Here is a 13,731-nt window from a genome sequence, read left to right on the forward strand (position 1 = left end):
TCGTCGACCGCGCGGGGTGCTCTGTCGGCGCTCGGTCGTAGTCTGGGGGCGTGCCGAAGGAATCTCCCGCCCCCGTCGCCGACCGTTTGCGTGCGCTGGCCTCGCTGACCGGACGTGCTCCGGTCCTCGCGCTGGATGCTCTCCCGACCGACCCTGTCGCGCTGTTCCTCGAGTGGCTCGAGCGCGCCGTGGCGGCAGGGGTTCCGGAGCCGCACGCGATGACGCTCGCGACCGTGGACGCCGAGGGGATGCCCGATGCGCGCACCCTCATCCTGAAGGACGTGTCCCCGCGCGGCTGGGCCTTCGCGGGGCCGCGCTCCTCGACGAAGGGCGAGCAGCTCGCGGCGCGTCCGGTCGCGGCGCTGAACTTCTGGTGGCAGCCGCAGGTCCGTGCCGTCCGCGTCCGCGGACGCGTCGAGGAGGCGAGTCCCGAAGAGAGCGCCGCTGATCTCGCTGCGCGCTCCGCCGCCGCACGCGACGGGGTGGCCGCAGGCGACTGGGTGCTCTGGCGCCTCGTCCCCGACCGCATCGAGTTCTGGCAGGGCTCGGGCGATCGGCGTCACGCGAGAATCGTGTACACGAGGGATGCCGCGGGCTGGAGCCGCAGCGGCGCAGGAGCGGAGGACGGACGATGACCGGATATCAGGTGACGGAGATCGGCGCGCTCGACGAGTGGCGGGGGCACTTCGGCGGGTTCGACGAGGCGCGGTCCCGTGACGGTCGTCGCGTCGTCGACCATGAGCTCACGATGCAGTTCATCGGGATGACGGCCAATGCGCTCCTGCCGGGCGAGGAGGCCGGGTACTGGCACGTGCACCGGAAGGTCGAGGAGGTCTACGTCTTCCTCAGCGGGCGAGGTCAGATGGGCCTGGACGACGAGGTCGTCGAGGTCGGACCAGGCACCATCATCCGCGTCGGGCAGGGTGTCGCCCGCACCTGGCGTGCACGTCCAGACAGCCCAGGCGAACTGCGCTGGCTCTGTGTGCGCGCCGGAGGTGAGGAGCTGCCGCACCTTCCGGACGACAGCTCCCGTCTTCCCGAGCGTCCGATGCCGTGGACGGACTGACGCGCGTCCGCGCGGTCTGCTGGGACTGGAACGGCACGCTGCTCGACGACGTGGCCCTGTGCCGACAGGTGATGAACCGCGTGCTGTCGGAACACGGACTCGACGAACTGGCGGATGCTTCGGCCTACCGCTCCGCGTTCCGCTTCCCGATCCGCGACTTCTACGCCGACCTGGGCATCCGCGGAGCGCTGTTCGAACCGGCTGCCCGGAGATACCTCGAGCTCCTCGCGCGGCGCACGGGGGAGGCCCCGCTGCACGCCGGTGCGCACCGCACGATCGCGGCCGTCGCCGGACTCGGACACCGGCAGGTTCTCGCCTCGGCGACCCTGACCGATGTGCTGAGCGCGCAGATGGCGCCGCACGGCATCGCCGATGAGTTCGAGGCCGTGCTGTCGATAGACGATCCGTTCCGTGCGTCCAAGCACGATGCGATCCAGGTCTGGCTCGATTCGTCGGGACTCGACGCCGACGAGGTGCTGATGATCGGCGACACCAACCATGACCGGGAGATCGCCGACGCCCTCGGCGCATCCTTCGTGCATTTCGACGGCGGACACCAGGTCGCACCGGGAGAGCGGACGCGCATCGCCGCCCTGGAGGAGCTGATCCCGCTGCTCGCCGGGTGAATGTCTGCGGTCGATGAGACCATGTGCCGTGCGCACAACAGACGTCCGGTTGCCGGATCCGCCATCCTCGCCTCCGGTGTTCGACGACGACTTCGCCACGGGCGTTGATCGCGCCCGCTGGGTCGCGCACTATCTCCCGCACTGGACCGTTCCTGAGCGGTCGGAGGCGAGGTACGCGAACAGCCGCGACGGGCTGGAGCTGCGTATCGACGCGGATCAACTCGACTGGCGTGCTGAGGATGCGCCTCTTCGGGTATCGAATCTCCAGACCGGCGTGTTCTCCGGCCCTCCGGGGTCGGCGCGGGGGACCCACCGTCACCGCCCCGACGGTCTCGTCGTGCGCACCGAGACGCCGACAAGGCTGCTGTTCGCGCCGGATCACGGCCGCATTGACATCACCGTGAGCGCCAGCAGCGATCCCGGCTGCATGCTCGCGGCCTGGCTCGTCGGCACAGAGCATCTGTCCGCCGACGACTCGGGAGAGATCTGCGTCTTCGAGATCGATGCGGACGCGATCGGCGCGTCCACGGTCGCTCGCTCCGGCGTGAAAGCGCATCACGACCCGCGGATGACCACCGACATGGCCGAGGTGACGCTGCCCTTCGACGCGAGTCTTCCGCATACGTGGACCGTCATCTGGGGAGCGGGGGAGACGATCATCGGATGCGAGGGGGTCGTCCTCCGCAGAATCCGCCAGGCGCCGGAGTACCCGCTGTTCCTGCTGATCGATCTGTTCGAGACGGCGTCGCCCTCCGGCGAGTACCCGAAGACGGCGATCGTCCGTCGGGTCCGTGCGTGGGACGGCTGACGGGTCAGCGGGCGTCGAGCAGTTCGTCTTCGATGTCAGCGTCACGGTCGCGGCTGCGCCTGCGCTTCTCCTTCGCCGGGATGCCCTCGACCTCTTCGCGGTGCTTCACGATCTCGGTGCGGATGATGTACCCGATGAAGATGAAGCCCATGATCGCGAACAGGATCCACTGGATCGCGTAGGACAGGTGCGGGCCGGGGTCGTCGGTGGGGGAGTCGAAGGTGCCGAGGGGGGCGGCCGCCGGCTTCTCGCTGACGAGCTGGCCGTAGGCGCTGGTCACGACATCGTCGCCTCCGACGAGCGCGGCCACCGTCGGCAGGTGGATGGTCGCCACCTGGCCTTCGGCGGCTCCACGGCCGGACGCGGGGAGCCTCTCGCCCGGTCGAAGCCGCACGACGACCTCGACCTCTCCCTGCGGCGGTGCGGGAACGGCGTCCGGGGTGTCGCCCTCGCCGGGCGCGACCCACCCGCGATCGACGATGAAGACTCGGCCGTCGTCGGTCTGGAACGGCACCAGGATCTCGAAGGCGACCGTCCCTCCGTGCGGGCGGTTGCGGACGAGCAGCTGCTGGTCGGTGAGATACGAGCCGTTCAGCGTCACCGGATGCCATTCGTCGCCTGCGTGGAAGCGTCCGTCGGATCCGATCAGATCGTCCAGGGGTACGGGATCGGCCTCGTAGTTCTGCTCGACGAGGGCGATCTGCTCGGTGCGGGAGGCATTGCGATCGAACTGCCAGTGCGACAGGAAGACGCACGCGATCGCGAATCCGATCGCGATGAGCACGTACACCGTCCAGCGCAGCATCCGCTGGCTCATGCGGGGACTCCGTCTCTGATCGTCACGGGGAAGTCCCTCGCCGCGAGATAGTCGTGCAGGAACCCCGCGTGGTCATCGCAGGCGAGCCAGATCTTCTCGCGATCGGCCGCGTGGATGCGCGGATTCCGCCACACGACCTGTTTCGTCGCCGCGCTCCGGCAGCCGGCGCGCGAGCACTCCAGTGCCGTCACTCCTCGTCCTGCCGACGTTCGTGGATCGTGATGATGTGGGTCTCGGACGGCGTCTCGACGGTCTCCGACAGGCGAGTCGTCGCCTCGATCTCCTGCACCGGCGACTCGGCGGTCGTCTCCGTGCTGTCGCTGCCCGCGTTCGCGAACACGACCGCGATGTAGGGGAGGACGGCAGCCGCGATCCCGAACACCCAGGTGTACCACCCGTAGGGCTGGACCAGCGCCATCAGTCCGAAGCACACCACGCGGATCGTCATCGTGAGCGCGTAGCGGCGCACGCGATGGTCGGCCTCGTCCCGCGGCGACTGCGGCAGGGAGGTGACGGCGGGCACCAGACGCTTGTTCTTCACGATGCATCAAGCCTACGCCGCCGGGGAGGCTGTGGAGCTCGCCGCAGGGGATCAGCTGTTGACGAGGAACGGCACGGAGAAGGCGCCGAAGAACAAGAACGCGAACAGGACGATCGCGATCTGCGCGACGAGGAGCCCGATGCCGGCGTAACCCGTGATGAGTCCCGCGATGGCCATGCCTCGGCCGCCGAGGGCGGGGTTGCTCTTGATCTGCTTCAGAGCCATGTGGCCGGTGATGACGGCGATGATGGACGCGACGACGGGGGCCCACAGCCAGAACAGCACGAGCCCGCCGATGCCGCAGATCAGCGACGTGAGCGCGAGTCCGCTGTTCGGACGGGGAGCCGTGTAGCCCTGGGCGCCGTACGGATACCCTGGGGCCGGCTGGGTCGGGGGCACCGACGCGTAATACTGCTGCTGGGGCGCGGGTGCGCCGTACGCGGGTGGGGCTGCCGGAGCCGCGTACGGCTGCGGAGCGGCGGGGGCGCCGTACGGGGGCTGAGCCGGAGGATAGGAGGGAGCCGCGCCGGGGTACGCCTGGCCGGGAGCGCCCGCCGGGTAGGCCTGGGGCGGAGAAGCGGGCGGAGCTGCCGGAGGCTGGATCGGCTGCGGCTCGCCTGCAGGACCGGGGATGCTGTTGTCGCTCACGTCGAAGCCTTTCGTCGCCTTCAGCGTTTCAGCCGCGTGTTGTTCTGTCAAACGTCATCCCGGTCGCACACGGCATCATCGATAGGATCGATGTCGACCAGGCCACGGACCCAGCCGGCCGGATCAGGAGTGGAAATGAGTTCTCAGCGCGTCGTCCTCGTCACCGGAGGCAACCGCGGCATCGGACGAGCGATCGCCGAGCGATTCGTCCGCGACGGCTACCGCGTCGCGGTCACGGTCCGCAGCGGCGAGGGGCCTGAGGGCACACTCACCGTCCGAGCCGACGTGACGGATGCCGCTGCGATCGACGCCGCCTTCACCGAGGTCGAGGAGAAGCTCGGTCCTGTCGAGATCGTCGTCGCGAACGCCGGGATCACCAAGGACACGCTGCTGCTCCGCATGAGCGAGGACGACTTCGACAGCGTGGTCGCCACCAATCTCGGCGGCTCCTTCCGCGTCGTCAAGCGGGCTTCGAAGGGAATGCTGCGCGCCCGCTTCGGCCGCGTCATCCTCATCTCCAGCGTCGTCGGTCTCTACGGTTCGGCCGGCCAGATCAACTACTCGGCGTCCAAGAGCGCCCTGGTCGGATTCGCCCGTTCACTCACCCGCGAGCTGGGCGGTCGCGGCATCACAGCGAACGTCGTCGCACCGGGCTTCATCGAGACCGACATGACGGCGGAGCTGCCCGAAGAGACGCAGAAGCAGTACAAGGCGAGCATCCCCGCCGGGCGCTTCGCGACGCCCGACGAGGTCGCCGGCGTCGTCACCTGGCTGGCGAGCGACGAGTCCGGCTACATCTCCGGCGCCGTCATTCCCGTCGACGGCGGTCTCGGGATGGGGCACTGACCCTCATCTCGACGCCGCGGCGCCGATCAGCGCCGCGAGACTTTCGGGCACGGAGAACTGCGGCCAGTGCCCTGACCCGATGCGCACGACCTCGGTGTCTTCGATGGCGCGGTATTCCTCGGCGTACGGACCCCACTGCTCGAGCAGAGACTCCAGGGTCTCCTGGTCGAGCCCTCCCATGAGGAGTGTGGCGGGAACGCGGTAGCGGGCGTCTGTGGAGAGCGCGATCGGATCGGTCGGAACCCGCGCCGGAACGCTCAGCGCCAGGAGAGCCGTGCGCGCCCTCGTCGCCTCGTCGAGATCGTCGACGTCTTCGGGAGGGAAGAAGTCCCACCCGGGGAAGGGGACGACGCCGTCGATCGTCTCGAATTCACTGATCCCCTGGCCGGGCGGCGGCGGCACCGTGTCGACGAAGACGACGCGAGAGACCGCATCGGGCCGCGCATCGACGACGCCCCACGCGACGTTGCCGCCTCCGCTGTGGCCGACCACCACGACGGGGCCGTCCACGGCGTCGACCGCTGCGACGCCCGCCGCCACCCAGTCCGCGATGCCGATGTCAGCGGACTCGGAGGCCGGTGCGCCGACACCGGGCATGGTGAGGGGATGCACGCGGTGCCCCGCCCTTTCCAGGGCGGGGACCACCTCGTTCCAACTGGACGCGTCGAGCCAGAGACCGGGGATGAGGATGATGTCCATGCGCAGACCCTACGCGTCGCCTCCGACATCCGTGGAGCGTCCGGATCGTCCACCGCGTCCGCGACGGATCAGCGCGATCGCTCCGACCGCGATGAGCGCCAGGCCGCCGAGGAGCATCCAGATCGGCACGCTCCCGCCCGTCGTCGCGAGTCCGCCGCCGTGCGGGGACCCGGGGGTTCCCGGGTCGACGGGCGTTCCGCCGCCGGACTTCGGGGTCGTCACCGCGGCGACATCGCTGGGCGACGACTCCTGTCCGAGCGAGTCCACCGCGGTCACGTGATAGCGGTAGGTGGTGCCGCCGACGAGGCCGGAGTCGACGAAGGACGTGCCCTCCGCGACGCTCGCGACCGCCACGCCGTCGCGGAAGACGCGGTAGCCGATCACCTCGGCGCGGCCGGTGGCCGCGGTCTTGAGCATTCCCGCCGTGCTCTGCCACTCGAGTCGCACGGAGGTAGGGGCTGTCGCGGTGGCCGTCAGGCCTGTCGGTGCGACGGGCGCGACGGCCGTCTCCGGCAGACCGACCCCGGTGGGTGACCACCAGTTGCCCGACACGACGATCAGGGACAGCATCCGGATGCTGTCGCCGAAGTACGTCGTGACGGGCTCGGCGGTGTTCGCCTCCCAGAGCGCGTCGAGCCACTCCTGGTTCCCGCCCTCGACCATCGCGCTCACCGTGAACGGCGCCGAGAACGCCAGGTCGGTCCACTCGTCCAGCGGCTGCCCCTCGAGGGAGTACCCCTGAGCGATGGCCGAGGGATCGCCGTGAGTCGCAGTCTGCAGCCACGAGTTCATCGTCGACAGCTGCTCCCGGGTGCGATCGTCGCCGGTGAGGAGATAGTCGGTGCCGAGGCGCCACGGCACGCGGCTGGCGTTCCAGTTGTACGCGCCGTCGTTGTCGTCCTCCAGGAATCCCGGATCCACCGGTCGGTACCCGGCCCCGTCGCGGATCGCGAAGTCGGGCAGCAGACCCGTCGTCGGGCTGAAGCGCGAGAAGAGGTCGTGAGACGCCGACTGCGTCGCGTCCACCACGTCTGTCCAGCGCGGGTTCCCCGTCGCCTTCGCGAAGTCCTTGAAGTGCTGGAGCATGAAGTCGGAGGTGCGCGTCGACCGGCCGAAGACGATCTCGTCCCTGGTCCAGTCGCCGAGGAGGATCACGTCATCCGTCGGATGGACCTCGCTCCTCAGGATCGCCGCCATGAGACGACGCGCCTCGGAGAGGTAGTCGAACGCCCCTCCGCTGCCCCACTGCGCGTCGGCCATGAGCAGCGCGTAGGCCATGTCGAGGTCGCCGTCCGATGCCGCGTCGTCGCCGTACTCCTCGCCCTCCTCGTCGACCTCCGTCGTGTTGACGATCGCCGTGCCGTCATCCCGCTGCTGCCAGGCCATCAGGTCGGGATCGACGCTGCTCGGGTGGGCCTTCGCGAAGCGCAGCAGCGCATCGAACAGGGTCTGCGCCTGCGGATCGTGCCCGGCCATGATCGCGGTGATGAGCATTCCGTAGCCGTTGGACTCCGACGTGGTCACCGCATCGGGGGCGTCTTCCCCTGCCTCGCCGTTGCCGTTGTAGTAGACGTAGTACTGGTCCGACTCGTAGGGGTTCCGCGTCAGATACGCGTCCTTCCACGCGTCGTAGAGGGAGGCGACCGTCGCATCCATCCGCTCCTGGCCCACGCCGGGACGCAGCGTCCCCGGTGCGTAGACCGTGTGCTGACCGAACGGGCGCTGCGGATCCGTCGTCGTGGGGTTCCGCGGGGTCGACACCGTCGCCGGGGTGCTCTTCGCCGACTCGTTGCCCGCGGCATCGTAGGCGCTGATCCGGTACTCGTAGGTCGTGCCCGGCTCGCGCCCCGCGTCCTGGAAGGTCGTCGTCGTGGTCCGCGCGACCAGTTCGCCGTCCCGGAAGACCTTGTACCCGGCCACCGCGACGTCGTCCACCGACGGCAGCCAGCTCACGTTCACCTGGAACGGCGACGCCACCCTGAGGGTCACGCCGACGGGCGCAGACGGAGCCTTCTCGTCATCGGACACCCGAGGCGGAGCGACGGCCACGGGCGCGGAGTTGTCCTTCGCGCCCACGGCGCGCACGACGAACTCGTAGCGCACCGTGGGGTCGTCGGAGATGGGCTGGACGAACGTGTACTGCTCCTTGCCGGTCTCGGCGGGGATGTACGCGCTCCAGTTCACGCCTACGCGGTCGTTCTTCTCGTAGATGCGATACCCCCGCACGGGCTCGACCGAAGCGGTCGGCGCCTTCCACGAGAAGGACGCCGCGCCGTCGGCGATGCGCACGCTCGCGTCGCGCACCGGATCGGGGGTGCCGTCCGTGCGGGTGATCGAGTAATGGTCGAACTCGCGCAGTCCGTCGGAGCCGGCGATCTCGTCCTCCTTGGCCGCCGTGTACGCGGTGAAGGACAGGGTGTCGCGCGACACGGAGAAGTCCACGAACATCTTCTTCTCCGGCTGGGCGTTGATCGCCGCGAACGAGGTGTCGCACCCTTCCGGCGTCTCGTAGAACTTGTTGCCGAGCGCGTTGGGCATCAGGTAGAGCACGCCGTTCGGATCCGTCACGTCGTACTGCACGACGATCTGACCGTTCTCATCCGTGATGGTGTCGACCGGGTGGCCGTCGCGCATCTGGTGGGAGCGCATGTACATGTGGTCGTGCGCCTCGAGCACCACGTCGACCGCCGTCTCCTGGAAGATCGGCACGAGCGTCTTCTCGTAGAACGCGACGCGGTCGGCCTCCCAGTTGCAGACGTTCTCGCCGGCGGAGTAGACGCCCTTGTGCAGGGACACGAACTTCCACCGCTTGTCGGTCTCGGCGACGGTGCGACGAAGCCAGTCGAGCTGCTTGCTGAACTGCGGATCGACCCAGGCGGTGTCGCCGTTCTCGTCGAGTCCTCCGCCGTACTGGGAGTTGAACTGCATGAACAGGGCGTCGCCGTACTCGAACGAGTAGACCGAGCCCTCGTGGGCGCCGGTGCCCGCGGCATCCCGGGGCTCGTTGAAGTGGTTGAAGAAGTTGTTGTTCGGAAGGGTTCCCGAGTCCTCCACCTCGTGCCCGCCGAGGACCGGCACGTAGGGCACGGTGGCGAACTGGTCGGCGGCGCTGTTGAGCATCCACTGCCACTGCTCCTCGAGGTCCCCGTTGTCGACGAGGTCACCCGTGACGAGGAGGAACTTCGGGTCGTCCACCTTCGCCGACGCCTTCTCGAAGGTGTCCTGCCACTCCAGGAAGCTCCCGAGATCGGAGGCCTGGGAATCGGATCCGAAGAGGAAGTGGAACGGCTCCGCGATCGCCGAGTCGGTCGTGAAGCTGCCGATCCCGCCCCAGCCGTTCGGTGTGCCGTCGCCGACGCGGTACACGTAGGAGGTTCCTGGGGAGAGCCCGTCCGCCGTCGCCTTGTGGCTCGCGTACTTCGTGGTGCGGCGCGCCTCACGGTCGCTCTCCGTCACGAACGTGTCGATGATCTCGCTCTTCCCATCGAACTCGATCACGCCGTCGTCGGGGAACTCCTCGCCGTCGTGGGCGCCTGCGGGAGCGATCTGGACATGCGTCGCCGTGACCTCGGGCGGGGTGTACCAGGCGAAGCTCATCGAGGTGCGGGTGTCGCCGTTGAAGTTCATCGAGAACGCGGTGGGTGTCTTCGCCAAGGTGCTGAAGCTCCAGACGATGTCGCGGACGGGGGAGACGCCGTCGGCACCCGCGATGGACGCGGCCGGAACCGTGACCGTGTAGCGGTGTCCGAATCCGAAGTCCCGGTGGGCGATCGACACGAGGTCGTCCTTCGCGGTCGGGACGACTCCGGATGCGGCGGCTCCGGTCTCGTCGACGATCGAGATGGAGGAGGCGTCGACGATCGAGACGTCCTTGTTGACGCGGAGGGTCACGGGTGCGGCGAGGTCGACGGTCGCCGCGGCATCGACCGGGGCCGTCTGCACGTCGACGGTCGGGATCACGAGCGGGGCGCCGTCGATCCGGTCGCCCGAGATGCGGATGTTGCGGAGGAAGCTGTCGCCGTAGCCGCCGACGGTGGTGTTGTCGTCGGTGTTGGAGGGAGTGTCGGTGGCCTGCAGCCAGCGCAGGAACAGCGTCGAGGCCCCGGATGCGGCCGCGGGCAGCGGGACGTCCGTGAGGCGGCACGTGTCGTCAGGGCAGGTGAAGGTGTGCGTCGCGGTCTTGATCGTGGAGTCGGGGACATCGGTCCAGGTGACCCGGTCGGTGCTCATCTGGACGACGAAGTCGCGGGGACCCGAGCCCGAGGCGCTGTGCTCCGACGAGAGGGAGAGGTTCTCGAAACCGACGGAGGACAGCGATGCCAGCCAGTACTTGGTGCCGGCGCCTCCGCCCCAGCCCTGCACGGAGATCACGTTGCCGCGGTCGGCGTGGAAGCCGTACTCGCCGCGGGTGCCGACGCTGGTGAGGGCGGAGTGGTCGGCATAGGCGCCGTCGGTGGCCCAGAAGACGCCGTCGTCGCCGTCGTCGGCGAACGCCCACTCCGCCACGGAGTCGCGCGGGGCCGCGGGGGTGCGGAAGGACCACACGATGTCGGATGCCGGGGCGATGCCGTCCGCCGCTCCGGCCACCGCGGCGCGGGGCAGGGTGACGGTGTATCCGCGTCCGGGCTGGAGCGGAGCGTGCGTCAGCGAGAGCTGGGTGCCGTTCGCGGTCGCGGCGACGTCGGCGACGGGGGAGCCGCCGTCATCGACGACCGATGCCGTCGCGCCCGATGCGAGCGCGATCGGCTTGTTGAACGTCACGGTGAGCACAGCGTCCAGCGGCGCGTCGACGGCGCCGTTCAGCGGGGAGAGCGCGGTCGCGACGGTGGGCCGCTCGACCGGTGTGCCGGTGGATGTGCCGGATACCGAGATGTCGCGGATGCGGCTGGAGCCGGTCGCGCCGACGGTCGATCCGCTCGCGCTGGTGGTGGAGGTCACCACCCAGCGGATCGCGACGTCGGCGCGGTCGGCGGCGGATGCCGGCAGCGGGAGCGACGCGACGGAACCGCCGGTCGCGAAATCGGTGCCCACGGTGACGACGCCACCCGGCACGTCCTGCCAGGTGCTCTGGCCGTCGGTGCTGACCTGCACAGCGAAGTCGCGCGGCCCCGAACCGGACGAGCGCTGCTGTGAGGTGAGAGTGAGGTCGGCATAGCCACGGGTGTCCAGGGTGACCACCCACCCCTTGACGCCCACGCCGTCGTTCCAGCCCTGGTATCGCACCGAGCGCTCGGATTCGTCGTAGGTGTAGGAGAGCAGCGGGTCGGTCGTGACGGGACGCAGGCTCGCCGCGGTGTCCGCGCCGCCCGTCGCGGTGAAGACGTTCGCGGCCGGGCTGGCGTCGACGACGGAGGGCGCCGTCGCGAAACGCCATTCCGCCACCGATTCGGGTCCGGCAGCCTGCGCGGTAGGAGCGATGAGCGCCGAGAGCGTGAGCGCCGCGGTGATCGCGGCCAGGGTGCGCACGACTCCGGAGCGGGAGAGCCGGAGCGGGTGCGTGGTGTCCGAGGAGGTCATCGAGTGTCCTTCGTGGGGCGGTCGACGGCAGCGACCTGTGAGGCGAGGGTGGATTTCGATAGTAAAGATCATTTACGATCTGTTATGGGAATGCTATCCACACACGAAGGCACGGGTCAATGACGAGAGGCCGGACGAGAGGAGAGTTCATCCGCCGGCACGAAAGGCGCATCGGCCGTTCATCGGCCGGTACGGGACTCTACGGAAGCAGAGCGATGACCTCGCCGAGGTCCTGCGGGCCGATGACCAGGCTGGCGGTGGCGCGGACGGCCGGCTTCGCATTGAACGCGAGTCCGAGGCCCGCGGCCGCCATCATCCTCAGGTCGTTGGCGCCGTCGCCGATCGCGATCGTCGCGGACGATGGCACTCCGAGCTCCGCGGCCCATTCCCGCAGCGATGATGCCTTCGCTTCGGCGTCGACGATCTCGCCGTCCACGCGACCCGTCAGCGCTCCGTCGGAGACCTCGAGCCGATTGGCGCGCCAGCGGTCCACACCGAGACCCGGAGCCACGTGGTCCAGGATCTCGTGGAATCCGCCGGACACGACGCCCACGACCCCGCCGCGTTCGTGCACTGCCGCCGTGAGCTCTCGGACTCCGGTCGTGGGCTCGATCCGGGCCAGAACCCGTTCGAACGACGACACCTCGACGCCCTGGAGGGCCGCGACGCGCGAGCGCAGGCTCGTGGCGAAATCGACCTCCCCGCGCATGGCCGCCTCGGTCGCCGCCTGCACCTCCTCGCGCCGTCCTGCTTCGTCGGCGAGCAGCTCGATCACCTCATTGCGGATGAGGGTGGAATCGGCATCGAGGACGACGAGGAAGCGCGCGGAGGTCACGGATTCGAGCCTAGCGACAGCCGCCGGGCTCGAACGCCGCATGACGTCAGCGGTCGACGAAGACGCCCTTGCCGACCACGGTGATCCCCGAGTCCGTGACGGTGAAGCCGCGGGCCAGGTCGCGTTCGCGGTCGACGCCGACCGTCGCGCCGTCGGCCAGAACGACGTTCTTGTCGAGGATCGCCCTGTGCACGCGGGCGCCGGCGCCCACGCGGACGTGATCGAACAGGACAGAGTCGGTGATGGTCGAGCCGCCTCCCGCGAGGGTCCACGGGCCGACCACGCTGCGTTCGACGTGCGTTCCGGAGAGCACGCAGCCGAGGGACACGATCGAGTCGATCGCGTTGCCGATGCGTCCGACCGAGTCGCGCACGAACTTCGCCGGCGGGGAGTTCACCGCCTGCGAGTGGATCGGCCACTCCATGTTGTAGAGGTTGAACACGGGCAGCGTGGAGATCAGGTCCATGTGCGCGTCGAAGAAGGAGTCGATCGTACCCACGTCCCGCCAGTACGAGCGGTCTCGCGGCGAGGAGCCCGGCACGTCGTTCTGCTTCATGTCGTAGTAGCCGGCCTCGCCCCGCTCGACGAAGTAGGGGACGATGTCGCCGCCCATGTCGTGGCCGGAGGTCGGGGACTCGCCGTCTGCCTCGACGGCGGCGATCAGCGCGTCGGCGTCGAAGATGTAGTTGCCCATCGACGCGAGGACCTCGTGCGGCGAGTCGTCGAGCCCCTCGGCATCCGTGGGCTTCTCCAGGAACTGCTTGATGCGTCCGGACTCGATGTCGGCGTCGATGACCCCGAACTGCGACGCGAGGGCCAGGGGCTGTCGGATGCCGGCGACCGTGGCCTTCGCGCCCGACGCGATGTGCGCGTCGAGCATCTGCTGGAAGTCCATGCGGTAGACGTGGTCGGCGCCGATGACGATCACGATGTCGGGCTTCTCGTCGTTGATCAGGTTGAGGCTCTGCAGGATCGCGTCGGCGGAGCCGGAGAACCAGCGCTTGCCGAGCCGCTGCTGGGCGGGCACCGAGGTGACGTACGAGTCGAGGAGGGCGGACATCCGCCAGGTCTGCGAGATGTGACGGTCGAGGCTGTGGGACTTGTACTGGGTGAGGACGACGATCTGTCTCAAGCCTGAATTTATGAGGTTCGAGATGGCGAAATCGATCAATCGGTACTGTCCGCCGAAGGGCACTGCAGGTTTTGCGCGGTCAGCCGTGAGGGGCATGAGACGCTTGCCCTCGCCGCCGGCGAGGATGATGCCGAAGATCTTCTTTGGAGCGGACATGGCTCCACCCTAGAGTGCCAATCCCTGCGTGTACTAGCGT

Annotated in this window: 13 protein-coding genes; 5 read left to right on the forward strand and 8 right to left on the reverse strand. The window is 68.9% G+C overall.

Annotated elements, in window-relative coordinates:
- Positions 1-50: 50 nt before the first annotated feature.
- The 4 genes from ACFVRO_RS10795 to ACFVRO_RS10810 all read left to right on the forward strand — a co-directional run bounded on the left by ACFVRO_RS10795 (position 51) and on the right by ACFVRO_RS10810 (position 2,500).
- Complete coding sequence (locus ACFVRO_RS10795; RefSeq protein ID WP_386952113.1) at positions 51-635, forward strand: pyridoxal 5'-phosphate synthase; 585 nt, start codon at positions 51-53, stop codon at positions 633-635.
- The gene (locus ACFVRO_RS10800) at positions 632-1,066 is read left to right on the forward strand and encodes a cupin domain-containing protein (RefSeq protein ID WP_386952116.1); all 435 of its coding nucleotides are present in this window, start codon (positions 632-634) and stop codon (positions 1,064-1,066) included. The genes ACFVRO_RS10795 and ACFVRO_RS10800 overlap by 4 nt, the downstream gene beginning before the upstream one ends.
- Positions 1,054-1,692, forward strand: coding sequence for an HAD family hydrolase (locus ACFVRO_RS10805; protein ID WP_386952119.1), 639 nt, complete (start codon positions 1,054-1,056; stop codon positions 1,690-1,692). Before ACFVRO_RS10800 ends, ACFVRO_RS10805 begins: the two co-directional genes overlap by 13 nt.
- A 76-nt stretch (positions 1,693-1,768) precedes the next feature.
- The gene (locus tag ACFVRO_RS10810) at positions 1,769-2,500 is read left to right on the forward strand and encodes a hypothetical protein (RefSeq protein WP_386952122.1); all 732 of its coding nucleotides are present in this window, start codon (positions 1,769-1,771) and stop codon (positions 2,498-2,500) included.
- A 4-nt stretch (positions 2,501-2,504) separates the two neighbouring features.
- Here ACFVRO_RS10810 and ACFVRO_RS10815 read toward each other — a convergent pair whose 3' ends face one another.
- From ACFVRO_RS10815 to ACFVRO_RS10830, 4 genes are read right to left on the reverse strand one after another with little or no spacing between them, the layout of a single operon-like run.
- Positions 2,505-3,317 (reverse strand): SURF1 family protein, encoded by an 813-nt coding sequence (locus ACFVRO_RS10815; RefSeq protein WP_386952125.1) that lies wholly within the window; start codon positions 3,315-3,317, stop codon positions 2,505-2,507.
- Positions 3,314-3,508 (reverse strand): hypothetical protein, encoded by a 195-nt coding sequence (locus ACFVRO_RS10820; protein WP_105673006.1) that lies wholly within the window; start codon positions 3,506-3,508, stop codon positions 3,314-3,316. Before ACFVRO_RS10820 ends, ACFVRO_RS10815 begins: the two co-directional genes overlap by 4 nt.
- A complete protein-coding gene (locus ACFVRO_RS10825; protein WP_105673007.1) occupies positions 3,505-3,858 on the reverse strand; it encodes a DUF3099 domain-containing protein in 354 nt (117 codons plus the stop codon). Before ACFVRO_RS10825 ends, ACFVRO_RS10820 begins: the two co-directional genes overlap by 4 nt.
- 51 nt (positions 3,859-3,909) lie before the next feature.
- Positions 3,910-4,506, reverse strand: coding sequence for a DUF4190 domain-containing protein (locus ACFVRO_RS10830; RefSeq protein ID WP_386952127.1), 597 nt, complete (start codon positions 4,504-4,506; stop codon positions 3,910-3,912).
- A 135-nt stretch (positions 4,507-4,641) separates the two neighbouring features.
- Between ACFVRO_RS10830 and ACFVRO_RS10835 the strand changes: the two genes are divergently transcribed.
- Complete coding sequence (locus tag ACFVRO_RS10835; protein ID WP_223586338.1) at positions 4,642-5,352, forward strand: beta-ketoacyl-ACP reductase; 711 nt, start codon at positions 4,642-4,644, stop codon at positions 5,350-5,352.
- A 3-nt stretch (positions 5,353-5,355) separates the two neighbouring features.
- Here ACFVRO_RS10835 and ACFVRO_RS10840 read toward each other — a convergent pair whose 3' ends face one another.
- The 4 genes from ACFVRO_RS10840 to glgC form a co-directional block, all read right to left on the reverse strand.
- Positions 5,356-6,051: an alpha/beta fold hydrolase gene (locus ACFVRO_RS10840; RefSeq protein WP_386952128.1), complete on the reverse strand. Its 696-nt coding sequence runs from the start codon at positions 6,049-6,051 to the stop codon at positions 5,356-5,358.
- A gap of 9 nt (positions 6,052-6,060) precedes the next feature.
- Positions 6,061-11,568 carry a glycosyl hydrolase family 8 gene (locus ACFVRO_RS10845; RefSeq protein WP_386952130.1) on the reverse strand — a complete coding sequence of 1,836 codons (5,508 nt, stop codon included), beginning with the start codon at positions 11,566-11,568 and terminating at the stop codon, positions 6,061-6,063.
- A gap of 199 nt (positions 11,569-11,767) precedes the next feature.
- Entirely contained in the window at positions 11,768-12,403 is a 636-nt protein-coding gene (gene serB / locus ACFVRO_RS10850; RefSeq protein WP_386952132.1) for a phosphoserine phosphatase SerB, read from the reverse strand.
- Positions 12,404-12,449: 46 nt separating this feature from the next.
- On the reverse strand, positions 12,450-13,691 hold the full coding sequence (gene glgC, locus ACFVRO_RS10855; protein WP_105673013.1) for a glucose-1-phosphate adenylyltransferase: 1,242 nt from the start codon (positions 13,689-13,691) through the stop codon (positions 12,450-12,452).
- Between the last annotated feature and the right edge of the window lie 40 nt (positions 13,692-13,731).

The sequence above is a fragment of the Microbacterium sp. NPDC057944 genome (assembly GCF_042887445.1).
Taxonomy (GTDB): Bacteria; Actinomycetota; Actinomycetes; order Actinomycetales; family Microbacteriaceae; genus Microbacterium; species Microbacterium natoriense.

What these genes read in the sequence shown, in the direction of transcription:
- ACFVRO_RS10800 (WP_386952116.1), top strand. Translation starts at nt 632, where the DNA reads ATGACCGGATATCAGGTGACGGAGATCGGCGCGCTCGACGAGTGGCGG.
- ACFVRO_RS10815 (WP_386952125.1), bottom strand. Translation starts at nt 3,317, where the DNA reads ATGAGCCAGCGGATGCTGCGCTGGACGGTGTACGTGCTCATCGCGATC.
- ACFVRO_RS10835 (WP_223586338.1), top strand. Translation starts at nt 4,642, where the DNA reads ATGAGTTCTCAGCGCGTCGTCCTCGTCACCGGAGGCAACCGCGGCATC.
- ACFVRO_RS10840 (WP_386952128.1), bottom strand. Translation starts at nt 6,051, where the DNA reads ATGGACATCATCCTCATCCCCGGTCTCTGGCTCGACGCGTCCAGTTGG.
- ACFVRO_RS10845 (WP_386952130.1), bottom strand. Translation starts at nt 11,568, where the DNA reads ATGACCTCCTCGGACACCACGCACCCGCTCCGGCTCTCCCGCTCCGGA.
- glgC (WP_105673013.1), bottom strand. Translation starts at nt 13,691, where the DNA reads ATGTCCGCTCCAAAGAAGATCTTCGGCATCATCCTCGCCGGCGGCGAG.